Genomic DNA, 26,027 nt, shown 5'->3' on the forward strand with positions numbered 1-26,027 from the left:
GTTACTCTCTGTCAGCAGATTCGTGGCAACTGTTCACCGGCCAGCCAGTCGACGATGCGGCTGCCGCCAAAGCTGGTCTCCATCTGGATAAAGTTGTGCTCATCCTCGATCACCTCGCCAATAATGGCGGCCTCCACCCCCTTCGGGTGGTCGCGCATAACCGCCAGCAGCCGCTCGGCATCCTGAGCGGCGCAGATGGCAATCAGCTTGCCCTCATTGGCCACATAGAGCGGATCGAGCCCCAGCAGCTCGCAGGCGGCATGCACCTCCGGCTTCACCGGGATAGCCTCCTCGCGCAACTGCATGCCGACGCCGGATTGCTGGGCCAGCTCGTTCAGGGTGGAGGCAAGGCCGCCGCGGGTCGGATCGCGCAGGCAGTGGATATCCGGCACCGCCTCCACCATCGCGGCCACCAGGTCGTGCAGCGACTGGGAGTCCGATTCAATGGTGGTCTCAAAGGTCAGGTTTTCACGCTGCGACATGATGGCGACCCCATGATCGCCCATGCTGCCGGAGACCAGAATCTTGTCGCCCGGTCGAGCCCGATCACCCGAGATATTGATCCCCTCGGGCACCACGCCGATGCCGGTGGTGGTAATGAAGACGCCGTCGCCCTTGCCCTTCTCCACCACCTTGGTGTCACCGGTCACCACCGGCACACCGGCCCGGTTGGCCGCCTCCGCCATGCTCTCGACAATGCGTTTCAGATCGGCCAGGGGAAAGCCCTCTTCCAGGATAAAACCGGCCGAGAGATAGAGCGGTTTGGCGCCCGACATGGCCACATCGTTGACCGTGCCGTGTACTGACAGAGAGCCGATATCACCGCCGGGAAAGAACAGCGGCGAGATCACATGCCCGTCCACACTCATCACCATGCGTCCCCTGGGCACATCGAAGGCGGCCTGGTCATTGCCCTGTCGGAGCAGCTCGTTATCCAGGCTGCCGATAAAAATCTCGTCAATCAGCTGGGCCATGGCACGGCCGCCGCTGCCGTGGGTCATGTCCACGGTGCCATGCTTCAGATCCAGTCGGCTGGTGTAGCGTTTCTTGTTCATGGTTTTCAATTCATCTACAAAAAAATAATCGGTCCGTAGGGTGGGCAGGTTGTCGGTGCCCACAATCCATCTGTAGGAGGCCCGCCCCGGGCCGATGGCAACTGGCACCCATCCGGCCCGCCTTCTTCGCGGCGGGGGCGCCGCTCCTACAGGTTTGCTCAACCGCAGGGTGGGCATGTCGTCCGTCCCCACAATCCATCTGTAGGAGGCCGCCCCCGGGCCGATGGCAACCGGCACCCATCCGGCCCGCCTTCTTCGCGGCGGGGGCGCCGCTCCTACAGGTTTGCTCAACCGCAGGGTGGGCATGTCGTCCGTCCCCACAATCCATCTGTAGGAGGCCCGCCCCCGGGCCGATGGCAACCGGCACCCATCCGGCCCGCCTTCTTCGCGGCGGGGGCGCCGCTCCTACAGGTTTGCTCAACCGCAGGGTGGGCATGTCGTCCGTCCCCACAATCCATCTGTAGGAGGCCCGCCCCCGGGCCGATGGCAACCGGCACCCATCCAACCCGCCCTCTTCGCGGCGGGGGCGCCGCTCCTACAGGTTTGCTCAACCGTGGTGTCAAGACGCCGCCTGTTCGCGGAAGCGACCATAGGTCCAGTAGGCGGCACAGGCCCCCTCGGAGCTGACCATACAGGAACCCATGGGATTCTCCGGGGTGCAGACGGTGCCAAACAGCTTGCAGTCGGTGGGACGCTTCACACCGCGCAGGATCGCCGGACATTCGCACCCCTTAATGTCCGCTGCCGGGATTTCTTCCACCGCAAAGCGCAGCTCGGCATCAAACTCGGCAAACGGTTTTTTGATGCGCAGGGCACTGTAGGGCACCAGTCCCAGGCCGCGCCATTCAAACGCACGACGCAGCTCGAAAATCTCCGCCACCAGTTTTTTCGCCTTGAGATTACCTTCGGGCGAAACCACCCGGGTGTACTCGTTCTCCACGTCGTGCCGCCCCTCGTTGAGCTGGCGCACCAGCATCAGGATCGACTGCATCACATCCAGCGGCTCGAAGCCGGCGATCACCACCGGGCGCTGAAACTCCTCGGCGAAGAACTCGTAGGGCTGACTGCCGATAATGGAGCTGACATGGGAGGGGCCGAGAAAACCGTCCAGCGAGACTGTGCCCAGCTCCCGCACTTCGGGCGACTCCAGGATGTTCTGGATCGCCGCGGGAGTCAGCACGTGGTTGCAGAAGACGGAGAAATTATCCAGCCCCATCGCCTGGGCCTGCTTGATGGCGACCGCCGTGGGCGGGGTGGTGGTTTCGAAACCGATGGCGAAAAAGACCACCTGCTTCTCGGGCTGCTTGCGGGCAAGCGTAAGCGCATCCTGGGTGGAGTAGACCATACGGATATCCGCCCCACCCGCCTTCGCCTTGAGCAGGCTTTTACGATGCGAAGCCGGCACCCGCAGCATATCGCCATAGGAGCAAAGCGTCACTCCGTGCTGCTCGGCCATGGCGATGGCCATGTCGATACGGGCGATCGGCAGCACGCAGACCGGACAACCCGGGCCATGCACCAGCCGCACATTATCCGGTAGCAGATCCTGCACCCCGTAGCGAAAGATGGCGTGGGTATGGCCACCACAGAACTCCATCAGATGATAGCGACGGTCAGGTCTTGCCTCGGCGCGAATCGCGGCAGAAAGTTTCTGCGCCGTCGCCTTGGCGCGGAACTCATCGACATATTTCATTCCATGACCTCCATCATGCCCGCCTCTTCAAACAGCCGGAGGGTGTTGGCCGCCTCCTCTTCGCTGATTTTGTTGAGGGCATAGCCGACATGGATCAGCAGGTAGTCACCGAGGGCGACATCCTCCACCAGCGCGGTAGAGACCTCCTTCTTCACATTACCCACCGAGACGGTGGCCATGTCCGTGACCGCGTCGATCTCCACCACTTTGCCGGGAATCGCCAAACACATTGCAGTAACACCTCTATCGTATGCGTTCCCACGCAGAGCGTGGGAACGAGGATCAAACCTGTAGGAGGCCCGCCCCCGGGCCGATGAAAACCGGCACCATTCCACCCGGTTCCTTCGCGGCGGGGGCGCCGCTCCTACGACTTACGCCATGCGTGAACGAATCCAGGCATACCAGGCATCCATGCCCTCGCCGCTCTTGGCCGAGAGTTGCAGCACCTCGATATCGGGATTGACCCGCCGGGCAAACTCAATGCATTTATTCACATCAAAATCGAGATAGGGCAGTAGATCGGTCTTGTTCAGGATCATCAGGTCCGCGGCATGGAACATGTCGGGATATTTCAGCGGCTTGTCCTCGCCCTCGGTGACCGACAGGATCGCCACCTTGTGCGCCTCACCCAGATCGAAAGCCGCCGGGCAGACCAGGTTGCCCACATTCTCGATAAACAGCAGGCTGTTATCTGCCGGCTGCAGGCTCTCCATGGCGTGGCCGATCATGTGGGCATCCAGATGACACCCCTTGCCGGTATTGATCTGCAGCGCGGACACGCCGGTTTCCCGGATGCGGTCGGCGTCGTTGGCGGTCTGCTGATCCCCCTCGATCACCGTAATCGGCAGCTCCCCTTTCAGGTCGTCGATACTGCGGGTCAGCAGGCTGGTCTTGCCGGAACCGGGGCTGGAGACCAGGTTCAGCGCCAGGATCTGCCGCTCCTGGAACAGCTGCCGGTTGGCGGCGGCGTACTGGTTGTTCTTGCCCAGGATATCCTGCTCGATCTGCACCATGCGCGACTGGCTCATGCCGGGCGCATGGGCATGGGCCGGGCCCTGCCCGTAATCGTGATGATCTCCGTGGGTGTGCTGGTGATGCCCGTGATCGTGGGCATGACTGTGTTCGTGGTCATGATCATGGTGGTGCCCATGGTCATGGCTATGGGCGTGCCCGTGTTCATGGTCGTGATGGTGGTGGTGATGCCCATGGGCATGGTCGTGATCATGCTCCAGACCCTGCCCCTCGATTCGAGTCTCACCTTCGCCGCAGCCGCATACGGTACACATCAGTCCACCTCCAGTTCTTTGATTCGCAGCTCATCGCCGCCGGTAATCTGTAATTGAAAACTGCCGCAATCGGGGCAGGCGTCAAAGCGTTGCCGGATCGGTACGCTCTTCGAACATTCCAGGCACCAGGCCGTGCCTGGCATCTCAATAATCTCCAGCCGGGCCCCGTCGGCCAGGCTGTGGCGCGTCACCACATCGAAGCCGAAGCGCAGCGCCTCCAGTTCCACACCCGCCAACGGGCCAATCTCCAGCCAGACCGATTTCACCCGGCTGAACTGCTGGGCCGTGGCCTGCTCCTCCATGACCTGGAGAATACCTTCACATATCGACATTTCGTGCATACATCAATGCCTGTTGCTCCTATACATCCCTGTAGCCTGGTTCCGGCCCGGCCTTCCAAGGCCGGTCGTTCGATCGCTGCGAATGTCCACCGGACATTCGGTCCATCTCACCCTTCACATATCGACATTTCGTGCATTCAATAACGCCCGTTGTTCTCTTCATAAAGCCATTTTTTAGACGCGAATGAACGCAAATAAACGCGAATATAAAAATGCTTAAAAATCACACCAAAATTACTTGCCAAACGCCGACAGGCTGTAGGGTGTTCACGCCTGATCAATCCGCAGTTCATAACCCACACAGGGATCGATCGCATTGATCAACAGGGCGGACTGCCGGCGTAGCTGATCGGCAGAATTCACCTGCAAGCCCTTCAACCCTTGCACCAGCACACCCTCTGGATGAAAGTTCCACTCCGTGGGGGCGAGGATCTGGTAGCGGGCGATCCGCCCCGCCTCCAGCGCCACCCAATGGACCAGGCGACCGCGCGCCGCCTCAACCTGCGAAATGCCCTGGCCTGGAGGCAGACCTGACTCGACAGCGTTCCCGGTAGTTTCGCCGGCCGCTTCGCGCAGTCGACCCGGTATCCCGGCCAGTTCCACCAGTCTCGCACAATAGCGGGCCAACAGACCGGTCCCATATTCCGCCACTACGGCCGCCACCAGGGGATGATCAGTCACCCGGGCGAACGGCGATGTTTCATAACATTGGCCATCCAGGCGCGGACAGGCAATAAACCGCCCGGCATCCGGCCGTTCCAGTTGTCGGGCCAGAAATGCCTGCTCCACGGGTGGGAGCACACCGATATTAGCGGAACCCAGTGAGTCCCAACCGTTATCCCGCACAAATTGCAGCATCCGGCCCGCCGGCAGTCGGCTATCAGCGGCCCAGCGCAAAAGCGCGGGACAGCCCTCCAGCCCGAGCCATTCAGCGGGCGGCATGCCAAACACCTGATCCTGCAACAGCTGTGCAAATTCATCAATGACACTGTCCATCTCCCGGACACCATCAGTCACTGGCATGACGCCCGGCATAAAGGGGCGCTCATTGGGATAGCTGGCAACACGAAATCGCTTGATCAGCTGCAGCATCTCACCCACGCCAGCAGCAGCTGGCGGCAATCCGATAAAGCCGGGCCAATCCAGCAGCACCCGCCACAGATGTTCCTTGGCGGTTTCCAACCAGACCAGTTTCTCTCTGGCCGACTGCTGACGTGCATCGACCGGCAGACCCAACGCCTGCCCACAGGCCGTGACGGCGGCGTGCGCCTGGGCTGTGCCACAGATGCTGTAAAGCAGCGGCAGCGTCTGCAACAGCTCCTCTACGGACTTTCCCTCAAAGATCCGCGGGGTCTGCAGGGGGCGGGAAGAGCGGATATCAACGCCTGTCACCGTCCCGTCGGACAGGTGCAGGCCGATGTTCAGCCGTCCCTCTATATTACCAACCGCATTAGCCATGGGTTCAGTCAGGCCCTCAAGACTTCAGATCAACAGGAGCGGAGCAAAATACAGGCCAGACAGGCAACCGGCCATTAACTGCTCATTACTTACCAATAACCACTGTCGCTTCCGCTTCCAGTCCGCCCCGCTTCAAACAGTGGGACAGGCTCTATACAACAGAAAATAATATTGCCATTTCAGACAGTTAAAAAATCAACCCAAAGAATCCGAAGGGTTGCAGACAGACAATACGACGCCCGCCGACAATATCCGACATCAACAAGGTTCGAGGTCAATCCCATGACATGGCAATCCGTAAAATCGCCTTCCACTGGAAACATACTGACCAGTTTATACTGGAAAGCGGATAGTTAATTTGCTCTAGGGCAATTCCGCTCCAAATCCATCCCCATTGGACGAAAGCAGGTTTACCAGAATCCGGTATCGACTAGAAACCGTCTATACAGATAACCGGGAGGCCGCCACATGGCCTGTCGCTTGTGTGGGTTGGGGTGCGCCTGCGAACCCCAACAGATGGCATCGCACAATACCGGCTGTTGGGATTCGCTCCACTCATCCCAACCTACGAAATTAACTCCGCTCCCGGGTACGGGGGGCTAGAGCGAGGCGGCGGCCCGTGCCGCCTGGTCATACAGCCCCGACAGAGACCGCAGCAGCTTGGCCAGTTCACCAATCTCCTGGTTACCGGTCCCCAGGAAACCCAATGCATCCACCAGACAGTCCTCGCGGATCTCCCGGTAACGCAGGCAGAGCGCCTTGCCCCGTTCACTGGTGGAAAAGAAGTTCTCCTTGCCCTGTTTTTCGGTCTGCACCAGCCCCAGCTTGGCCAGTTTGCGCAGAGAGTAGGTGGCGGTGTGGGTATCCTCGATATTCAGATTGAAGCAGATATCCGCCACCTTCTTGGCCCGCGCACGATGATTGACGTTGTGCAGAATGAGGATATCGGTGGGATTGAGATCGGGCATGCCACTGGCGGTCATACAGCGCTCGATCCAGCGATTGAACGCGTTATTGGCGATAATCAGGCCATACTCCAGCTCGCTCAGCTCGATACTCTTTTCCGAGACCAGGTGAGATGAGGAGACGATCGGCTGCTTCTTTTTTTCAGACATCTTGAGCTACCTGACAAGTTTTATTCGGCTGCGAATGAACGCGAATTCATACGCATGGTTATTGGTGGATCTGTCGGGCACCATCTCCGCGACAACCGCATACCGCCAAAAGGATAGTGCCGTAGGAGCGGCTTCAGCCGCGATACCGGTTCGCGGCTGAAGCCGCTCCTACATAGTGCTGGAGTTACCCTCGCTATATACCGCAGGCTGAAGCTGTTCCCAGCACCATCAATCCGGCTGTCCATAACCACCACCCCCCGGGGTTTCAATAATAAACAGATCCCCCGCCGCCATCTCTACCTGACCCTGGTGTCCCAGTTCGGTGACCCGACCATCGACACGCTCGACGTAGTTGTGACCCACCCGTCCCGGCGAACCACCGGCCATGCCGTAGGGCGGCACCCGGCGATGGCCGGCCAGGATATTGGCAGTCATCGGTTGCAGGAAACAGAGCTGACGGATGGTGCCATCGCCCCCCTTGTGCCGTCCTGCTCCACCGGAGCCGGTGCGCAGGGCAAAGGATTCCAGGCGCACCGGGAAGCGCCACTCCAGCACCTCCGGGTCGGTCAACCGCGAATTGGTCATGTGGGTATGCACCGCCGAGGTACCGTCCCGTTGCCGGGTCGCCCCGGCCCCGCCGCAGATGGTCTCGTAATACTGGTACTGCCGGTTGCCCCAGGTGAAGTTGTTCATGGTCCCCTGGGAGGCGGCCGCCACGCCGAGCGCTCCCAGCAGGGTATCCACAATCACCTGGGAGGTTTCGACATTACCGGCCACCACGGCGGCCGGATAGTCCGGATTGATCATGGAGCCTTCCGGGATGATCACGTTCAGCGGTTTGAGGCAGCCCTCGTTAAGCGGAATCATGTCGCCCACCAGACAGCGGAACACATAGAGTACCGCCGCCCGACAGACCGCCGCCGGGGCATTGTAGTTGCCGGGATGCTGGGCACTGGTACCGGTGAAATCGATGGTGGCGCGGCGCGCCTCCCGCTGCAGGGTGATCTTGACGCAGACCCGGTGGCCATCATCCATCTCGTAACAGAATTCACCGTCGCTTAGCACATCCAGCACCCGCCGCACCGACTCCTCGGCATTGTCCTGCACATGCCGCATGTAGGCGTGCACCACCTTTAGGCCAAAGTGCTCCACCATGCGCATCAGCTCCTGCACACCCTTCTCGCAGGCTGCGAGTTGGGCCTGGAAATCCGCCACGTTGGTGTCGATGTTGCGCGCGGGCCAGGGACCGCTGGCCAGCAGCGCCCGAATCTCCTGTTCACAGAAGCGCCCCCGGTCCACCAGCTTGATGTTGTCGATCAGTATCCCCTCCTCGGCCACCGAAGTGGAGTCCGGCGGCATGGAGCCGGGGGTGGTGCCGCCGATGTCGGCGTGATGCCCGCGCGATGCGACGTAGAAGATCACCGTCTTGCCGTCCGGATCAAACACCGGCTTGATCAGGGTGACATCCGGCAGGTGGGTGCCGCCGTTATACGGGTCATTCAGCAGATAGGCATCACCCGGCTGCATGCTGCCGACCCGCTCGCGAATCACCGTCTTAATGCTTTCGCTCATGGAACCGAGATGCACCGGCATGTGCGGGGCGTTGGCGATCAGGTCGCCCTGCTGATCAAACACCGCACAGGAGAAATCGAGCCGCTCCTTGATATTGACCGAGGCGGCGGTGTTCTCCAGCACCATGCCCATCTGCTCGGCAATGGACATGAACAGGTTGTTGAAGATCTCCAGCATTACCGGATCGACCTGGGTACCGATCGCCACCCGTGTCGGCAGGGGCTGGTAGCGCTCCAGCAGGATATTGTTCTCCCGGGTCAGGATCGCCTGCCAGCCCGGCTCCACCACGATGGTGCCGGTCCGTTCGATCACTACTGCCGGGCCTTGAACCGGCCGATCGACGGGCAACGTATCGCGGTCATAAAAGGCCGTGTCAACCGTCGCACCGTTCATCACGGTGGGTTGGACCGACAACGCCTTCAACTCCCCCTGACCCACAGGACTTTCACTGACCAGCGCGGGCTGTTCAGCGGCACCGATCACCTCCACCTGAATCGCCTCCACCACCAGCGGTTTCTCCGGCGAAATGAAGCCGAAGCGCTGTTGATGGGTCTGTTCAAAACTGCTCTGGATCCCTGCCAGGCTGGAGAAGGCGACCAGCAGGGCGGTATCCGAGCCCAGATAGCGCAGGTGCAGCTTGCGTTCACAGCAGATTGCCCCGGCCTGCACCCCCTGTGCCCGCATCTCCGCCACGCCCTCACCCTGCAACCGCTCCAGTCCGGCCACCAGCTCCGGCATCAGCGACTCCTGCAGACGCGCTTCCACCGCCTGGTCACGCATCAGCCGACGATCGGCCAGCCCCATACCGAAGGCGGAGAGCACACCGGCATGGGGATGCAGATAGACCCGTTTCATGCCCAGGGAGTCGGCCACCAGGCAGGCGTGCTGGCCGCCGGCCCCACCGAAACAGCAGAGGGTGTATTCCGACACGTCATAACCACGCTGTACCGAGATGCGCTTGATCGCGTTGGCCATGTTGACCACGGCGATGGCGAGAAAGCCCTCTGCCACCTGCTCCGGTGTGCGTTGCTCACCGGTGGCCCGGTTGATCTCCCCGGCAAGCTGCCGGAAGCGCTCCTGCACCACCGCCCGGTCCAGCGGTTGATCGGCCCGTGGACCGAACACCCTGGGAAAGTAATCCGGTTGCAGCTTGCCCAGCATGACGTTGCAGTCGGTCACGGTCAGCGGCCCGCCATTGCGGTAACAGGCCGGCCCCGGATTGGCCCCCGCCGACTCCGGCCCGACCCGGAAGCGGGCGCCGTCGAACTGCAGCATGGAACCACCGCCGGCGGCCACTGTATGGATCAACATCATCGGCGCGCGCAACCGCACCCCGGCCACCTGGGTCTCGAAGGCACGCTCATACTCACCGGCATAGTGGCTGACATCGGTGGAGGTACCACCCATGTCGAAGCCGATCAGCTTGTCGAAGCCGGCCGCCTCGGCGGTACGCACCATACCCACCACACCACCGGCCGGGCCGGAAAGAATCGCATCCTTGCCCTGAAACCGGTAGGCGTCGGTAAGTCCGCCGTTCGACTGCATGAACAGCAGGCGGCCACCGGCCTCCTGCATGCCGCTCAGCTCACCCGCGACCTGCTCCACGTAACGGCGCAGAATGGGTGACAGGTAGGCGTCCACCACCGTGGTATCACCCCGGCTCACCAGCTTCATCAAGGGGCTCACCTGAGAACTGATGGAGATCTGGCTGAAGCCGATCTGCCGGGCGATTTCGGCCACCCGCTGTTCATGCTCCGGATAGCGATAGCTGTGCATGAACAGCACCGCCAGGCTGCGCAGGCCCCGGTCATGGGCCGCCTGCAGACCGGCACGGGCGGACGCCTCATCCAGGGGGCGAACCACCTCACCCTGTGCCCCGATCCGCTCGTCCACCTCCAGCGCCTCGCTGTAGAGCATCTCCGGCAGCTCGATATCCAGGGTGAACAGATCGGGCCGGGTCTGGTAGCCGATGCGCAGGGCATCCCGGAAGCCGCGGGTCACCAGCAGCAGGGTCGGTTCACCCCGGCGCTCCAGCAGCGCGTTGGTGGCCACCGTGGTGCCCATCTTGACCGCGTCGATCTGCGCGGCCGGCAGCGGCTCATCCCGGGCCACACCGAGCAGGTCCCGGATGCCCTGAATCGCCGCGTCCGGGTACTGGGCCGGGTTTTCCGACAGCAGCTTATGGGTCACCAGCGTACCGTCGGGACGCTGCGCCACCACGTCGGTAAAGGTACCGCCCCGGTCGATCCAGAACTGCCACTTGCTGGAGACCACACCCTCGTATTGTTTCACTACGTCACTCATCGAGAAAACATTCCAAATAAAAATGTCAGCCCCGGATCATCATGCGGGGCAGCCAGCTGTCGATGGGCGAAAACGCTGCCAACAAACATCACCGGGTGGATTACCGGCACCAGCCATGGCTGCAACAGTATTCAAATCACGGCCACCCCAGCCATTATGAATTCGTTATATAAACGATTTATCTATAAATCGTCTGAATAAACATAGTGGGGGCTATACGGGGCGTCAAGGCTTGGTCCGTTTGTTTTTCGCTGCTGTCACCCGCACCACCCTCCTGGTTTAAACTGATTGCGTTATATTCTGTGAAATATTACGATGCAGTTCCCGATTACAATCGACAGACAAACCATGAGCAATCACTACCGACTACGCGGACGCCTCTGGATCGAAGGACCGGAAGGTACGTTTCTCGGCTATGGTCGTGTCGTATTGCTGGAAAAGATACGCGAACACGGCTCCATCAGTGCCGCCGCACGCGCCCTGGAGATGTCCTACCTGCGCGCCTGGAAACTGGTCGATTCGATGAATCGGCAAAGCCGGAAGCCGGTGGTCACCAAAACCACGGGTGGACGTGGCGGAGGCGGTGCTGTACTGACCGAAACCGGCGAACGCGCCATCAATACATTCTGGGCCGCCTACGGTGATTTCAAAGCATATCTGGCCGGAGGTTCGGAAAAACTGGGCATGTGAAAATTTTTCCTGTCGTTATATCCATCACAATATAACGAGTAATCCATACCCGAGAGTAACGGACAAATGAAAAAAACAACATGGAAACACCTGTTGGCCGTCACCTCCCTGGCACTGCTGATCATAAATCCCGCCACGGCCGATGAGGTCAATATTGCAGTCGCCAGCAACTTCGCCGAGCCGATAAAAGAGATTGCCAGCCGCTATGAGACGCAAAGCGGACACCGGATTAATCTGATATTCGGGGCTACCGGAAAACATTATGCCCAGATCAAGAACGGCGCTCCTTTTGCCGCTTTTTTTGCCGCCGATGCCCGCCGACCCGAATTACTGGAAAAAGAGGGGGTCGCCCTGCCCGGCAGCCGCTTCACCTATGCCGTGGGACATATCGTGCTGTGGAGTCCAAAAGCGGGATATGTGGATGCGCTGGGTAAAATTCTGCAACACAAACCGTTTCGCCATCTGGCCATCGCCAATCCAAGACTGGCCCCCTATGGCAAGGCTGCCCAGCAGTTCCTGCAGGCACGGGGACTCTGGGAGGGACTGCAGGACCGCATGGTCCGTGGTGAGAATATCGGTCAGACCTTCCAGTTTGTCAGAAGCGGCAGTGCCGAACTGGGCATCGTCGCCTACTCCCAGGTAAAACGGCCCGGCCATCCCCTCGAAGGATCGCTGTGGGAGATTCCGCCAACGGAATATACCCCCATTGAGCAGCAGGCCGTGTTGCTGGAGGAGAATCCGGTGGCCAGAGAGTTCATGACCTTTATCAAGAGCCCCGAGGCGATCGATATTATTCTCGGTTTCGGATACGCAATACCCTGAAGCATCCTCCAGCGGAACCGCACTGGCTGCCAGCAGCCGCTCCAAATCCGTTCCAATTCAAAACCCCTAAAGAATACGGATTTCGAGCCGAAATAGAGATATTAGGCGCCCACCTCCAGATGGGCGAGTTAGCATAGCGCTGTACTGCTGGTCGGAAACAAACCCTGCATCATCAGGAATAGCAACAAGGCTGTTTGGCTGAGGGGAAGGCATGTCCGAAACACTTGTTGATGACGTAAAACCGGAAAACACCGACGTCCTGCAGACCATTATTGACTTCTTGCCAAGCGGAATCACCCTGTTCGACCCTGATCTGCAGATGATTGCCTGCAATGAGCAACTAAAACAGTTGCTCAATTTCCCCCCCGAATTATTTAAGAACGGAATGCCGACGATGTACGAGTTGGCGATTTTCAACGCACGTCGTGGGGACTATGGCCCCGGTGATCATGAAATACTGGCGCAACAGGTATTGGAACGTGCGCGCAACATGGAGCCGCATGTCTACGAGCGAACCCGGCCAGACGGCACGGTGCTCGAGATTCGCGGCACCCCCCTGCCCGATGGCCGCGGCTTCGTCACCATCTATACGGATATCACGGAAAGGAAGCGTGCCGAACAAGAGGCAAAACGCACCGCTACCTATCTGGACACGGTGTTGAACAGCCTGCCACAGGGGGTCACCGTGATGGATGAGCAGCTTAACCTGGTGCTGTGGAATGAGCGCTTTCTCGATGTGCTTGAGCTCCCACAGGAGCTCATGCGTACCGGTGTGCGCCTGGAAGATGTGATTCGTTATAACGCCAAGCGCGGCGATTACGGTGCGGTTGACCCGGAAAAAAAGGTTCAGGAAGTGGTGGATCTTGCCTTGCGTTTTGAGCCTCATCGTATGGAGCGAACCCGGCCACAGGGGCAAACCATCGATGTGGAAGGGCGCACGATGCAGATAGATGGCAAAGTGGCCGGCTTCATCACGACCTACACCGACATCACCGAGCGCAAGCAGGCTGGATTGTATGAACAATTTCGCAGCCATACATTGGAAATGCTGGCCAGTGGTCAACCACTTCCCGCCATACTCGACACCATCGCACGAGGTATGGAACAACTCAATCCGGCAATGCTTTGTAGTGTCCTGTTGCTGGATAGCGAAGGCAGACATCTCGAAATCGGCGCGGCGCCCAGCCTGCCTGATTTCTATAGCACCGCCCTCAGTGGCACTGAAATTGGCATGGGAGTCTGTTCGAGTGGTACAGCGGCCTTTACCGGAAAGCGTGTCATTGTTAATGACATAGCCACCCATCCCTTTTGGGCAGACTACAAGGAACTCGCGGCCAGCGCCGGATTAAGCGCGTGCTGGTCACAACCCATCCACTCGTCATCGGGTCAAGTGCTGGGCACACTTGCCATTTATCATCGTCAACCACGCAGCCCCTCGGAATATGATCTTTCCATCATGGAGCAATCCGCCCATCTGGCCAGTATAGCCATTGAGCGCAGTGCCGCGGCAGAGAAGATCCATACCAGCGAGGCCCTCTATCGCCTGTTGACGGAGGATACCGCCGATGTGGTCTGGAAGACAGATGGGGACCTCCGCTTCACCTATATCAGCCCAGCCGATGAAAGACTGCGGGGTTACCGGGCCGATGAAGTACTCGGTAGCCATGCGCTGGAAATGTTCACCGAAGAGGGTGCGGCCGTCGTCACCGAGATGATGCGGAAGAGGATGATTGCTGAAAAGAACGGAGAGCAGACCGGCTTTGTAATTTTCGAAGCACAGCATCGCTGCAAGGATGGCAGAGTGATATGGGGAGAAGTGCTGTCTAAACCCGAACGCGACGCGCAGGGTGCGATTACCGGATACCACGGCATTACCCGGGAAATCACCGAGCGTAAACAGATGCAGGACCAGGTGAAACAATTGGCGTTCTACGACACGCTTACAAATCTGCCGAATCGCCGCCTGCTTAACGACCGTTTGGCACAAGCCATGGCTGCCAGCAGTCGCAGTGGTTGCTATGGTGCGTTGATATTCCTTGATCTGGATAAATTCAAGCCACTGAATGATACCCATGGACATGCGGTGGGCGATTTGCTGTTAAGTGAAGCAGGGGATCGACTGACGGGTTGCGTGCGCGAGACGGACACCGTGGCGCGCTTCGGCGGCGATGAGTTTGTGGTGATATTACGCGACTTGACCCCGGATAAAGCCACATCAATTTCACAGGCCAGGATCGTGGCAGAAAAAATCCGCAGTGCATTATCTGAACCCTATCGGTTGCCCATCAGGCACGAAGGACAATCAGATGATGTAATCGAGCATCGCTGCACCGCCAGTATTGGGGTGTCCATGTTTATCAATCACGAAGCCAGCCAGGACGACATCCTCAAATGGGCAGACAAGGCGATGTATCAGGCCAAGGAAGCCGGGCGAAACTCTATCTGGTTTTATGATTTACAGACATGAGTGATTGCAACGATAGCGGAGAAGGTCAACAGAGAGAGGCAGGCTGATCAGTGTGCGCCTCACCAGCGGTCTTACCGCCCTACCCGGAACTGTTCATCAAGGCACATCGGATAATTCAACACGGGGCACATTACCTCCGCTGCCAAACAGCGGTCATGCTCTGACCAATCTCAAATAAATCCCGCAATTCGCTCATTCAGGAGAGGGTATTTCTTTCGCTTCCCCATCGCCTCCAGATTGTTAAAGTGAAATCTTTCCTTACCTTGACATAACAGATTCCACTGCCAATACTAAGTCAGTCGGCTGACTTATTTATGTAATTATTATGCAAGAGAGAGCAAAGAAACGCCGCGAACGCCTTGTCCGCAGGGCGGCACAGCGAATCCATCATCACGGCTACAATCGCACATCTCTGGCGGATGTCGCGAAAAGTGCGCGTATGCCTGCCGGAGGCATCTACTATTACTTTAAAAGTAAGGATGCTTTGATCCATGCAATCATCAATATGCGTTTGCAGGAACTCGATAACCTGCTTGATTCCTGGTCCGAACTTCCCGGACCAAAGACCAGGCTCGAGGCACTTATCAACGTCTGGCGGGATGATTGTGAAGTGGATGCCAGGTATGGCTGTCCTATCGGAAGTCTCTGCTCTGAGCTTGCAAAAGCCGGGGGAGCCGCTGCCAAAGCTGCTGCGCGACCCGTCGAACGAATCCGCCAGTGGTCCGAACAACAGTTCCGGGAATGCGGCCACGCGGACGCTGAAGGATTGGCAGAGCATCTGACCATGGCACTGCAGGGAGCCAGTCTGGTTGCCAACGCATTACGCGATCCAGGTGCACTGGTGCGTGAGACTGATCGACTGAAAAACTGGATCAACGGTCTATAAACTTTACCCAAATACCCCTCAGGAATATGGGGCATTCACTGCTTGGATGCATTTCCCCGAACCACCCGAAGGAGTTTGTACGATGAAAAAAATGCTTACTAGCCTATCCATTGCCGGCGCACTATTGTGCAGCACGGGCCTGGCTACTGCCGAAGCCCTGGCGCCATACGGCACCGCAAAGACAGACATGCACGAATATCCGACCATCAATGCAGTGTTTGACGTCAACTATGAGGACCCGAAAAAGCTGAACGTTCTGTACAATTTTGTAAAGAACACATCCAAGCCGCTCAAGGGCAAGATGGTCGTCGTCACCCACGGCCCGGAACTGCGCACATTCGCGAAAGAAAACTATGAGAAGTACCAGGGCATCATCGACAAAATGGCGGAGTTATCGGATATGGGCGTGGAATTCCGCATGTGTAACAACGCCATGCGGGCAGCCGGCTACAGCGCCGAAGATATGCACGGCTTCATCACTGTGGTTCCCGCGGGATTTCCGGAAATTGCATTCCTGCAGTCCCAGGGTTACGCCTACGTAAACCCGCTTCCGCTACCGGTGAAGGATGTACGATATCTGGATCAGCCACAGCTCAAGCCGTAGCACCAATCTTTCTCACAATACAAAGCCGGCGATGTGCCGGCTTTTTCCGATGCCTTCGACATAGTGAGGCAGACTGAATAACCAGACCCGACAATTCACCGCTCCGACAGCAGCAACTTCACCGCCAGACCGGCAAACACCACGCCACTCAACCGATTGAGAATCAGGGCGCCCTTGCCTTTGCGCAGAAAGGCACCGATTTTTCCGGCGGCCAGACTGATCAATCCAAACACCAGCAGGGCGCTGAGCATGAACAACAGGCCCAGGATGGCGATCTGCAGGGTGACACTGCCCTGTGCCGGGCTGACGAACTGGGGCAGGAAGGCAAGAAAAAACAGCGACACCTTGGGGTTCATGATGTTCATCAATACGCCACGCAGGTAGAGTCGGCGGTAGCTTTCACTGCTGGTGCGCGAGGTGAATGTCTCGGCCGGCGCCCGGAACACCTGCCAGGCAAGCCAGGCAAGATACAGCGCACCGCCGATCTTGAGCAGCGAAAACGCCAGCGCCGACTCCTGGATGAACACCGCCACCCCAAGCGCCACCGCGCCGGTATGTACAAACAGTCCACTGCAGAGACCGAGGGTGGTGATCACTCCCGCCGCGGGTCCCCGGGAAATGGAGATGGTCAGTACAAACAGGTTGTCCGGACCGGGCGCCAGGGCCAGCAGCAAGGAAGAGGTGACAAACAGCAACAGGGTAGCGGTTTCGAACATGGTGACTCCTCGGGTGGACGACGATCATAGCACGCCATCCCGCTGGCCGGATCAAGGTAAGAGTCGCGTCATCCCGATGGCTTCGACCCGCAAGCTCTAAACAAGGGATCGCGCTAACCTGGGCGCCTCAGTACTTCAGCCCGATCATCAGATCCATCACATTGGTCCCGGTGGGACCGGTCTGGATCAGGTCGCCGCTGGCCTCGAGAAAGCGGCCCGAATCAGCTTGTGTCAGACAGACCTCGGGATCGACCCCCAGTACCCGACAACCACGACCCACACTGCCGCCGTCAACAATGGCACCGGCATCCTCTCCTGGGCCGTCGCCCCCATCGGTACCCGCCGCCAGGAAACAGACATCCCTTCGTCCGGCTATCTGGCAGGCCACCACCAGCGCCAGGTGTTGATTACGCCCGCCCTGTCCGGGATGCTCCGGCAGGTGGATGGTCGGTTCACCACCCCAGACATAAAGTCCCGACCAGGCATCCCGCAGTTCGTACGCCAACCGTCGGCCGACCACATTGACATCCCCCCCCAGATGGGCCCGGCTCAGGGTCACCGCGTAACCAAGCTCCCGGGCCTTGTCGGCGGCCGCCTCGCGGGCATCCGCCAGAGATGCCACGATGCTGACCCGGATATTGTCCGCCTTCGTCGGGACAGGAGGCGGCACGGGCGGCACCAGCGCACGCAGCCAGTCCGGTAGCGCCAAGTCATCCAGGCCGCGCGCAGGATGCTCATCCGCCACCAGCAGGCCCGAACCGATCACGCCAGGCTCATCCCCCGGCACATCAGAGATCAGCAGTACCTGGGCCGGTCGTCCCTGCAGCAGCGGAATCAGACCACCGCCCTTGATCCGCGAGAGTGATTTGCGCACCCGGTTCATGGCGTCAATCGACAGACCACTCCCCAGCAACCACTGGTTGACCCGCTGCAGGCTCGCCAGATCGATGCCATCACGCAACAGTTCCACCAGCCCCGAGGTGCCGCCCGAAATCAGGAACAGCAGGCGGCGATCTTTTGGTCGCGTCCGGATAAACTCAACCAGCTCACGACCCGCCCGCAGACTGCGCTCATCCGGCACCGGATGCCCACCTTCCAGACAGCCAAGTCCTCTGGCCCTCAACAGCGACTCATCCATGTGACCCGCCTTGGAGATTACCAGGCCATCCAGAACCCGGTCTCCCAGCACATCCAGTGCCCCCTGCGTCATGGACTGGGCCGCCTTACCGAGTGCTATGAGCGACACCGTCCCCTGATCCCCGCGCAGCGATTCCCGGACACAGGCGCGCCCCTCCACGCGAGTCAGTGCTGCCTGAAAAATCGTCAGCAGATCCCGACGTGCGCCCGCCATATCCGGCATGGTGTTACCTCCTGTTATGCAGTGGCTCTATGTGAGTATAAGTAAAGGATCATTCTAGCCTCGCCAACCAGATATGATAAGCTGGTGATCATCGCTGGGGGGAACACTCTTGGAAAGCATACAGATACGCCGCCATTTCAGTCGCAATATCCTGTTTCGCATGATCATCCTGGGCGCCATCGGCGCCGGACTGCTCTACTGGAAGCTCGATTTCATCAACGACATCTACTTCCGCGACCAGCTCACTCCCACCGGCCTGATCATCAACGGCACCATCGTGGCCCTGTTTATCCTCGGGCTATTCAGAATCATCGGCATACTGATCAGCTACGGTCTGGAAGAGCGGGCGCTGGTCCAGTTCATGTCCAATCTGCGGGACAAGGTGGATCCGCTCTACGAGGTGGCCGAACAGCGCATTATCGCGCGCCGCTACCGGACACTGGAGACGATGCACAAGGCCAACACGCCGATCAACCACAATGCCCTGGCCACCACCCTGGTGGCCTCGGAAAGCACGCGCAACAGCCTGCCGAAATTCATCAACAACACGCTGATCCTGACCGGCGTATTCGGCACCATCGTGTCACTCTCGATCGCCCTGATCGGCGCCTCGGACCTGCTCGCCTCCGCAGTCAACGTCAATGGCATGGGGCTGATCATCCACGGCATGTCCACCGCCCTCTCCACCACCATTACCGCCATTGTCTGCTATATCTTCTTCGGTTATTTCTACATGAAGCTGACCGATGTGCAGACCAACCTGGTGAGCGCCGTGGAACAGATTACCGCCGCTCACCTGATGCCCCGGTTCCAGATCCAGACCGAGAGCGTGCTGTTTGAGTTCAGCGGGCTGATCCGCTCTCTGCAGAGCCTGATCAGCAAGATGGAATCCTCGCAATCCTCCTTCCAGAATCTGGCCCAGGAGATGCAGCACTCCCAAGGCAATATCGAGGCGCTTGAACAATCCATCAGCAATGCATTCAACCAGGTCTATGAGGAGAGAATCCAGCCCATTACCCGGGAGATGGAGGATATCAAAAAGCTGCTCAGAGACGGTTTCCGGTTGCACGAGGACGTATGAACCCGGACAACAGCTTTGTCGACCTGCGGCTGAACCGCCAGGACGGTCAGAACCAGGAGAGCTTCTGGCCATCCTTCACCGACATCATGACCGTCATCGTGATGATCTTCGTCATCGCGATGGTGGTGCTATTGTTGCGCAATATCGAGCTGGTCAACCAGCTGCGCGCCACCATGGAGGCGGAACGTGCCGCCGTGGAGCTTGCCAAGGCCACCGGGGAAGAGAAAGAGAGCCTGGCGCTGAAACTGTTCACCGCGGAAAACGACCTCTCGATGCTGCGCATGCGCCTGATGCAGCTGGAAGAACAGCGCACCGAGCAGGCCGGCACCATCGACACCCAGCACCGCGATATTGTCCAGTTGCAGGCGGAGAAAGAGTCGCTGCAACTGCTCCGCGACCAACTCAACGCGGAGAATTTCACCCTTACCCAGCAGTTGAAAAAACGGGATTCACTCATCCAGCAGCAGCAGCAGAGTCTGGAGGATCTTCAACAGACCCTGCTCTCGGCGCAACAGCAGCTCAACCGCTTTCAGGAGGAGATCGCATCCGCCCACTCAGCGTTGAATACGCTTGAGAGCAACTATGCCACGGTGAAAGAGCAGCTTGCGCAACTGCAACAGCGTTACAGCAACCAGTCGAGTGAATTGCTGGCCGCCCGGGTCGCCGGGCGGGAGAGTGACCGGCAACTGCTGAACCTGCAATCCGACTTCGAACAGCTGAAGGTCAAATACGACAAACTGATCCGCCCCGCCCGCTCGCCCGCCGGACGCTATCTGGTGGAGGTGCGCTACACCAAGCCGGGTAAGCAGATTCTGGTGGAATACCAGACACAGGAAGATCCCGGCTACAAGGCCGTTTCCCACGAGCAGTTGGAAACACTGCTCAGCAAGCTGAAGGAAGAGCAAACCAGCGGACTCTATATCAAGGTAATCTTCCCGGAAAACAGCGGACTCACCTTCACCGAAGCATGGAGCCTGACCTCCCAGCTGCACAGCAAGTATGACTACTACTTCCAGGGCGGCGGGCCCGAGCTGGTCCCGGTGCTCCCATCGATCAACAAGCCCGAGTAACCGGTTCACTGATCAACATGTGACATAGAGCAACACATACGCATGATGATAGCGAGATCATTATGCAGCGCTTTCCTTGGCCCAGGGTTTTGTTGTTATACTCGGGGCCGGAAGCCTACAACAACTATAACCCGGTCCGACTATGTCAATACCCGTCATCATCTGTGACGATTCAAGTTTTGCCAGAAAACAGGTCATGCGCGCCCTGCCCTCGGGGTGGGATGTGGATCTGACATTTTGTGAAAACGGCCGGGAAGCAGTTGCGGCGATTGAAGCCGGGAAGGGAGACATTCTGCTGCTCGACCTGACCATGCCGGTGATGGATGGCTTCGAGGTGTTGAAGTATATCCGGGAAAACGATCTGCCCACCCTGCCCATCGTCATATCCGGTGATATCCAGCCGGAGAGCCATAAACAGGTCATGGCTCTAGGCGCAGTGGCCTTCATAAAAAAGCCGGTCGATGCCGCCGAGCTGACCCGCGTGCTCGATCAGTTCGGCGTATTGGGGATACTGACTGAAAACAGACTGCCGGCCAACGTTCAGGTCACCTTCAATGAATGGGTACAGGAGATCACCAACGTCGCCATGGGCCGGGCTGCGGATCTGCTGGTACGGGTCATTAATGAAAAGGTCGAGCTGACCATTCCCCATGTCAGCCTGATGGAGCATGGCGAGCTGGAGATGACCCTGAACGCCACCGCCCACGGGGACAGCTTCTCCTGTATCACCCAGGGATTCATCGGCGGCGGAATATCCGGCGAGAATCTGCTGCTGTTCCATGACACCGATATTCGCCATGTTGCCAAACTGCTGAATTTTGATCTCGACCATCTGGAAGCCTCCACCGAGATGGAGCTTTACATGGACATCGCCAATGTGCTGGTCGGTGCCTTCCTGAAGGGATTTGCCGAACAGCTTGATGTCTGTTTCAGCCAGGGTCATCCGCGCATCACCATCCACAACCAGGACAGCGCCATGATCCTTGCCAATCGACGGGGACACGAGCAGATACTGACCATAGAGGTCAACTATGTAATCGGGGACAACCAGATTCGGTGCAATCAACTGGTGCTGATTACGCCGGAATCCATAGATGCGCTGAAGATGCGTTCAGGCGAAGAGGTTATCTGATTATGAGCGCGCTCGATGATGATATTTCAGAGATGCATCTGCTGTTGGGAATTATTCACAATGTAGATGTGGGCCTGGTGGTGCTGGACCGCAACTACCGGATCAAGATCTGGAACCACTTTATGTGGAACCACAGTGGTATCAATCCCGTTACCCTGACCGACAAAAACCTGTTCGAGGAGTTTCCGGAACTGCCGGCCCAGTGGCTGCAGAAAAAACTGGACACGGTATTCCTGCTCAACAACCGGGCATTCTCTTCCTGGCAGCAGCGCCCCTACATCATCCGATTCAACAGCTACAACCCGATCACCGGCCGTTCCGAGACCATGTATCAGAACATGACCATCTTCCCGTTAACCGGCATTTCGGGTGAGGTGGAGCATGTCTGCCTCATGCTCTATGACGCCACCGACGCCGCCCTGGATGAGGCGGCACTGCAGTCGGCCAATGAAGAGCTGGACCGGCTGGGTCGGACCGATGGACTGACCGGATTACTCAACCGCCGAGCCTGGGAAAACCACCTGCAGACCGAGTTCAAGCGTTTCCCCCGGAGCAAGCAAGCCTCCACCCTGGTAATGTTCGATATCGACCACTTCAAGAAGGTCAATGACACCTATGGCCATCAGGCCGGCGACGAGGTGATCAGAATCACCTCTGCGCTGCTGCAGGAGACCAAGCGGGAGATGGACATTGCCGGCCGCTACGGTGGTGAAGAGTTCTGTGTCATCCTGCTGGACACCAACAGTCAGGGGGGCATAGTGTTCGCCGAGCGCCTGCGCAAGGCCGTGGAGGCAACACGGGTCACTTACGAAGGTCAGGAGATTCGCTTCTGCATCAGTCTGGGAGTGGCGGAGGTCAACAAAGAACTCAATCACCACACCGCCTGGCTGGAACGGGCGGACAAGGCGCTCTACCAGTCGAAAGAGGATGGTAGAAACCGGACCACGCTTCATACCCCGGGGTAAAAGACGAACTACCTGCGATCGGCAGGAACAGGGGGATCCTGTGGGCCCGTGATCTTTATGATGATCTTCTGGCAGGCCCGCCCCACCCTATAAACATGCGCCACCCTTCTTCAGGAGGTCCGCTCGCCCGGTCTGGAAGCCACCTTGTCGCGCAGATAGACCGGCGCCGCCAGTTCCGCAGCTACCCCATCACCCTTGGTCAAACCGGCCGCCCCGAGCAGGGCCACGTCATGGGCGCTGCAGAGGAGATCGGCATTCACCGCCCCGACCGAGGCACCCAGTCGCTGAGCCAGCAGGGAGTGATAACTGCCCCAGCCGGCCCCGACACCCTGCCAACCCTCTCCATCCGGCAATGTCACCTGGTCAGGTGCGGACACCTCATCGGCCACCCGGATCGAAACAAGGCCCTGCGCATCCACCTCATAGGCGGCCCAGTAGACCTCTTGCATACGCGCATCATAGGCCGGCAGCAGGCGTCGCCCGCCCGATTCCCGGAAGCCGCGCTGTGCCAGGGCGGCCAGGGTGGAAACCGGAACCACCGGAAGATCGGCAGCGAAGGCCGCACCCTGGGCCACGCCGACCGCAATGCGCACTCCGGTGAATGCACCCGGTCCCCGACCAAAGGCAATCGCATCCAGGGCAGTGAGAGCCACACCCGCTTCGGCCAGCAGTTCATTCATCATCGGCAGTATCAGCTGACTGTGCATGCGCGGCTGTACCTGATAGCGCTCGATGATTTTCCCGTCGATCAGCAGAGCGGCAGAACAGGCCTCGGTAGCGGTTTCTATGGCAAGTATCTTCATGGTGGCCGATTGTATCCCAGCTGGTATTGAAAAATGATCACTTTTAACAGCGTTCCAGCCATTTTCTGGCTACAATCGGGGCTATTGTTCCGGCCTGAGTATGGAGTCCGCCATGTACTTTGGAAAAAAATATGAAACCGCACCGCAAGGTAACAGTGTCGCCGATGAGCGTCGGGCGATTCTGCGGCGCCATCTGATCTATTACCTGCGGGTATGGGACACCGCCACCGACAAGCTGCTCGGGCATATCGTGGACATCAACACCGACGGCCTGATGCTGATCAGCGAGAAACAGATCGAAACCGGCAAACCGTTCGAGCTGGAGATACGCTGGCAGGATATGGAAGGGAACCCGGAGAGGATCCGTTTTTCCGCCGTCAGCCGCTGGAGCAACAATGACATCAACAGCGCCTTCTTTGATACCGGCTTCCAGTTGGTCGATCCCTCGGAAGAGATCCTTGAGCCGATCCGCAAGATGATCCATCAGTACGGTTTCGGGGAGTAACGCCGGACCCGCCAGCGCCTCGCACCACGCAGAGTATGCATTCCCACGCGGAACGTGGGAATGAGAACCTTTCTATCAACCGGAGTCTGTGCGACGGCACATCACCCGGCAAAGGCGCGGCGCCCGGGAGGCGCTCCTTGCTTGGTTTTATTCATTCGCGGCTGATTTTTTATTATCCGTATCCGGCCCGCCCTGAAAGAAGCGCACCACATCCTCCAGTTCCCGGGTACGCGCCATGGGCGGCATGCTCTCCAGGAACAGGTGGCCATAGCCTTTTTTCAGCAGCCGTGGATCACAAATCACCAGCACGCCCCGATCGGTCTCGTCACGGATCAGCCGACCCGCGCCCTGCTTCAGGGCAATTGCCGCCTGGGGCACCTGGAACTCCATGAACGGATTGCCGCCCTGCTTGCGCAGGGCATCGATGCGCGCCTGCAGCACCGGATCGCCCGGCGAGGCGAACGGCAGCTTGTCGATAATGACACAGGAGAGCGCCTCGCCCCGCACATCCACTCCTTCCCAGAAGCTGGCGGTCCCCAGCAAGACCGCATTGCCCAGTTGGCGGAAGCGGGCCAGCAGTTCACCCTTCGGCATCGTGCCCTGCACCAGCAGCGGATAGTCCAGACGGCTCTCCAGACTCTCGGCCGCCTCACGCAGTGCCCGATGACTGGTGAACAGGATGAAGGCACGACCCTCGCTCGCCCGAATCACCGGTACCGCCACCTCCAGTACCGCCTGGGTGTAGTCCGGTTCACGCGGCTGGGGCATCCCTTTCGGGACATACCAGAGTGCCTGGTGCGGATAGTCGAATGGACTGTCCCAGCAAGCGGTGCGCGCATCCTCCAATCCCAATTGTCGCTGAAAGTGATCAAAACGCCCCCCTACCGCCAGGGTTGCCGAGGTGAAAACCCAGCTACCGGGGTGACTGGCCATCCGCGCTTGGAACAGGGCGGAGATATCCAACGGGGTACGGTTCAACCGGAAGCTCTGGCGATAGGTCTCGAACCAGCGGATATATTCCCCCTGCGCCTCGTCCTCCCGGGTCAGCTCGTTGAGGGATTGGCGGATCGCTTTGCAGCGCGTCAGGCAGCTGTCCAGCCCCTTGCCACGCCCCTCTACCAGTTGCAGCAGCTCGATCATTTTCGCCAGCATCTGATCCAGCTGTTCCAGGACGCGCATGATCGCTTGGTTACCGGCAATCTCCGACCAGGGGCCACGGCGCAGATCCAGACCGAACAGCAATCGCAGATCCCGTGTCACCTTGGCCAGCCGTGCCGACTGTTCCGGCACCGCCTTGATATCCCCCGCCTCGCGCTGGTACTCGGTGTCGATATCACGACAAAGATCCAGCAACTGCCGGCCGCTGATCCCGGAGCCGAAGAAGTTGCCCGCCACCTCCGGCAACTGGTGCGCCTCATCCACGATAAAGCAGTCCGCCCCCGGCAGCAGCTCGCCAAAACCTCCCTCCTTGAGGGCGAAATCGGCGCACAACAGATGATGATTGATCACCACCAGATCCGCCTCCTGGGCGCGCCGCCGCGCCTCCACCAGGTGACAGGCGCTGTAATCACTGCACTCCGCGCCCAGGCAGTTTTCCGTGGTGGAAGTAACCAGGGGCCAGATGCGGGCATCTTCGGGGATGTCGGTGAGTTCGGCGATATCGCCGCTACGGGTGCGCCCCGACCAGCGCTGCACCTGCATCAGCTGATCCACCATGTCGCGACTGTTGAGACGCCCCTCCAGCAGGGTCATCTCCATACGATGGGTGCAGAGATAGTTGGCGCGCCCCTTCAGCAGGGCCACGTCCGCCGGCACCGCCAGGGCCTGTCTGACCCGGGGCAGGTCGCGGTGAAACAGCTGATCCTGCAGATTCTTGGTGCCGGTGGAGATGATCACCTTCTGGCCAGACAGCAGGGCCGGCACCAGGTAGGCGTAGGTCTTGCCGGTGCCGGTGCCGGCCTCGCTGATCAGCACCTCGCCCCGGGTCATGGCGGACATCACTGCCTCGGCCATCGCCTCCTGCTGGGGCCGATAGGCAAACCCCTCCACACAACCGGCCAGCAGGCCGTCGGACCCCAGGATTTCGCTGATTTCAGACATGC

At 59.2% G+C, this 26,027-nt stretch carries 22 protein-coding genes; 10 read left to right on the forward strand and 12 right to left on the reverse strand.

The window, feature by feature from the left end:
- Nucleotides 1-11: 11 nt before the first annotated feature.
- The 8 genes from hypE to ACHZBF_RS11575 all read right to left on the reverse strand — a co-directional run bounded on the left by hypE (nucleotide 12) and on the right by ACHZBF_RS11575 (nucleotide 10,824).
- Nucleotides 12-1,055 carry a hydrogenase expression/formation protein HypE gene (hypE, locus tag ACHZBF_RS11540; protein ID WP_321528512.1) on the reverse strand — a complete coding sequence of 348 codons (1,044 nt, stop codon included), beginning with the start codon at nucleotides 1,053-1,055 and terminating at the stop codon, nucleotides 12-14.
- A gap of 559 nt (nucleotides 1,056-1,614) precedes the next feature.
- Complete coding sequence (hypD, locus tag ACHZBF_RS11545; protein ID WP_273440600.1) at nucleotides 1,615-2,748, reverse strand: hydrogenase formation protein HypD; 1,134 nt, start codon at nucleotides 2,746-2,748, stop codon at nucleotides 1,615-1,617.
- Nucleotides 2,745-2,978 carry a HypC/HybG/HupF family hydrogenase formation chaperone gene (locus tag ACHZBF_RS11550; RefSeq protein ID WP_029134479.1) on the reverse strand — a complete coding sequence of 78 codons (234 nt, stop codon included), beginning with the start codon at nucleotides 2,976-2,978 and terminating at the stop codon, nucleotides 2,745-2,747. Before ACHZBF_RS11550 ends, hypD begins: the two co-directional genes overlap by 4 nt.
- A 141-nt stretch (nucleotides 2,979-3,119) precedes the next feature.
- Nucleotides 3,120-4,034, reverse strand: coding sequence for a hydrogenase nickel incorporation protein HypB (hypB, locus tag ACHZBF_RS11555; protein WP_321528513.1), 915 nt, complete (start codon nucleotides 4,032-4,034; stop codon nucleotides 3,120-3,122).
- Complete coding sequence (gene hypA / locus ACHZBF_RS11560; protein WP_335342973.1) at nucleotides 4,034-4,366, reverse strand: hydrogenase maturation nickel metallochaperone HypA; 333 nt, start codon at nucleotides 4,364-4,366, stop codon at nucleotides 4,034-4,036. Before hypA ends, hypB begins: the two co-directional genes overlap by 1 nt.
- Nucleotides 4,367-4,642: 276 nt before the next feature.
- Complete coding sequence (locus ACHZBF_RS11565; RefSeq protein ID WP_273440597.1) at nucleotides 4,643-5,833, reverse strand: nickel-dependent hydrogenase large subunit; 1,191 nt, start codon at nucleotides 5,831-5,833, stop codon at nucleotides 4,643-4,645.
- Nucleotides 5,834-6,432: 599 nt separating this feature from the next.
- Nucleotides 6,433-6,948 carry a winged helix DNA-binding protein gene (locus ACHZBF_RS11570; protein WP_321528514.1) on the reverse strand — a complete coding sequence of 172 codons (516 nt, stop codon included), beginning with the start codon at nucleotides 6,946-6,948 and terminating at the stop codon, nucleotides 6,433-6,435.
- 228 nt (nucleotides 6,949-7,176) lie between these two features.
- Nucleotides 7,177-10,824, reverse strand: coding sequence for a hydantoinase B/oxoprolinase family protein (locus ACHZBF_RS11575; RefSeq protein WP_321528515.1), 3,648 nt, complete (start codon nucleotides 10,822-10,824; stop codon nucleotides 7,177-7,179).
- A gap of 348 nt (nucleotides 10,825-11,172) precedes the next feature.
- Here ACHZBF_RS11575 and ACHZBF_RS11580 point away from each other — a divergent pair, with 348 nt between their 5' ends.
- The 5 genes from ACHZBF_RS11580 to ACHZBF_RS11600 all read left to right on the forward strand — a co-directional run bounded on the left by ACHZBF_RS11580 (nucleotide 11,173) and on the right by ACHZBF_RS11600 (nucleotide 16,293).
- Nucleotides 11,173-11,514 (forward strand): winged helix-turn-helix domain-containing protein, encoded by a 342-nt coding sequence (locus tag ACHZBF_RS11580; RefSeq protein ID WP_029134473.1) that lies wholly within the window; start codon nucleotides 11,173-11,175, stop codon nucleotides 11,512-11,514.
- Nucleotides 11,515-11,580: 66 nt separating this feature from the next.
- The gene (modA, locus tag ACHZBF_RS11585; RefSeq protein ID WP_037375797.1) at nucleotides 11,581-12,336 is read left to right on the forward strand and encodes a molybdate ABC transporter substrate-binding protein; all 756 of its coding nucleotides are present in this window, start codon (nucleotides 11,581-11,583) and stop codon (nucleotides 12,334-12,336) included.
- Between the two features lie 211 nt (nucleotides 12,337-12,547).
- On the forward strand, nucleotides 12,548-14,803 hold the full coding sequence (locus tag ACHZBF_RS11590; RefSeq protein WP_321528516.1) for a PAS-domain containing protein: 2,256 nt from the start codon (nucleotides 12,548-12,550) through the stop codon (nucleotides 14,801-14,803).
- A 325-nt stretch (nucleotides 14,804-15,128) separates the two neighbouring features.
- Nucleotides 15,129-15,689, forward strand: a complete 561-nt coding sequence (locus ACHZBF_RS11595) for a TetR/AcrR family transcriptional regulator (protein WP_321528517.1) — start codon at nucleotides 15,129-15,131, stop codon at nucleotides 15,687-15,689.
- A gap of 82 nt (nucleotides 15,690-15,771) precedes the next feature.
- The gene (locus ACHZBF_RS11600) at nucleotides 15,772-16,293 is read left to right on the forward strand and encodes a DsrE family protein (RefSeq protein WP_288104161.1); all 522 of its coding nucleotides are present in this window, start codon (nucleotides 15,772-15,774) and stop codon (nucleotides 16,291-16,293) included.
- Nucleotides 16,294-16,388: 95 nt separating this feature from the next.
- Here the strand turns inward: ACHZBF_RS11600 and ACHZBF_RS11605 are convergent, their stop codons facing one another.
- Nucleotides 16,389-17,009 (reverse strand): LysE family translocator, encoded by a 621-nt coding sequence (locus ACHZBF_RS11605; protein ID WP_321528518.1) that lies wholly within the window; start codon nucleotides 17,007-17,009, stop codon nucleotides 16,389-16,391.
- Between the two features lie 127 nt (nucleotides 17,010-17,136).
- Nucleotides 17,137-18,369 carry a glycerate kinase type-2 family protein gene (locus tag ACHZBF_RS11610; protein WP_321528519.1) on the reverse strand — a complete coding sequence of 411 codons (1,233 nt, stop codon included), beginning with the start codon at nucleotides 18,367-18,369 and terminating at the stop codon, nucleotides 17,137-17,139.
- A 109-nt stretch (nucleotides 18,370-18,478) separates the two neighbouring features.
- Here ACHZBF_RS11610 and ACHZBF_RS11615 point away from each other — a divergent pair, with 109 nt between their 5' ends.
- The 4 genes from ACHZBF_RS11615 to ACHZBF_RS11630 all read left to right on the forward strand — a co-directional run bounded on the left by ACHZBF_RS11615 (nucleotide 18,479) and on the right by ACHZBF_RS11630 (nucleotide 22,617).
- Nucleotides 18,479-19,450: a hypothetical protein gene (locus ACHZBF_RS11615; RefSeq protein WP_029134468.1), complete on the forward strand. Its 972-nt coding sequence runs from the start codon at nucleotides 18,479-18,481 to the stop codon at nucleotides 19,448-19,450.
- Nucleotides 19,447-20,520 carry a hypothetical protein gene (locus ACHZBF_RS11620; protein ID WP_273440587.1) on the forward strand — a complete coding sequence of 358 codons (1,074 nt, stop codon included), beginning with the start codon at nucleotides 19,447-19,449 and terminating at the stop codon, nucleotides 20,518-20,520. Before ACHZBF_RS11615 ends, ACHZBF_RS11620 begins: the two co-directional genes overlap by 4 nt.
- Nucleotides 20,521-20,662: 142 nt before the next feature.
- The gene (locus ACHZBF_RS11625) at nucleotides 20,663-21,652 is read left to right on the forward strand and encodes a response regulator (protein ID WP_029134467.1); all 990 of its coding nucleotides are present in this window, start codon (nucleotides 20,663-20,665) and stop codon (nucleotides 21,650-21,652) included.
- A gap of 2 nt (nucleotides 21,653-21,654) precedes the next feature.
- Complete coding sequence (locus ACHZBF_RS11630; RefSeq protein ID WP_321528520.1) at nucleotides 21,655-22,617, forward strand: sensor domain-containing diguanylate cyclase; 963 nt, start codon at nucleotides 21,655-21,657, stop codon at nucleotides 22,615-22,617.
- 110 nt (nucleotides 22,618-22,727) lie between these two features.
- On the opposite strand, the gene tsaB is transcribed toward ACHZBF_RS11630, so the two are convergent.
- Nucleotides 22,728-23,420 (reverse strand): tRNA (adenosine(37)-N6)-threonylcarbamoyltransferase complex dimerization subunit type 1 TsaB, encoded by a 693-nt coding sequence (gene tsaB / locus ACHZBF_RS11635; RefSeq protein WP_321528521.1) that lies wholly within the window; start codon nucleotides 23,418-23,420, stop codon nucleotides 22,728-22,730.
- A 112-nt stretch (nucleotides 23,421-23,532) separates the two neighbouring features.
- Here tsaB and ACHZBF_RS11640 point away from each other — a divergent pair, with 112 nt between their 5' ends.
- Nucleotides 23,533-23,925, forward strand: coding sequence for a PilZ domain-containing protein (locus ACHZBF_RS11640; RefSeq protein ID WP_321528522.1), 393 nt, complete (start codon nucleotides 23,533-23,535; stop codon nucleotides 23,923-23,925).
- A 147-nt stretch (nucleotides 23,926-24,072) separates the two neighbouring features.
- Here ACHZBF_RS11640 and ACHZBF_RS11645 read toward each other — a convergent pair whose 3' ends face one another.
- Entirely contained in the window at nucleotides 24,073-26,025 is a 1,953-nt protein-coding gene (locus tag ACHZBF_RS11645; RefSeq protein WP_029134464.1) for an ATP-dependent DNA helicase, read from the reverse strand.
- Nucleotides 26,026-26,027 lie beyond the last annotated feature (2 nt).

Origin of the sequence: Sedimenticola selenatireducens (assembly GCF_963675335.2) — a bacterium.
GTDB classification, from domain to species: domain Bacteria; phylum Pseudomonadota; class Gammaproteobacteria; order Chromatiales; family Chromatiaceae; genus Sedimenticola; species Sedimenticola selenatireducens.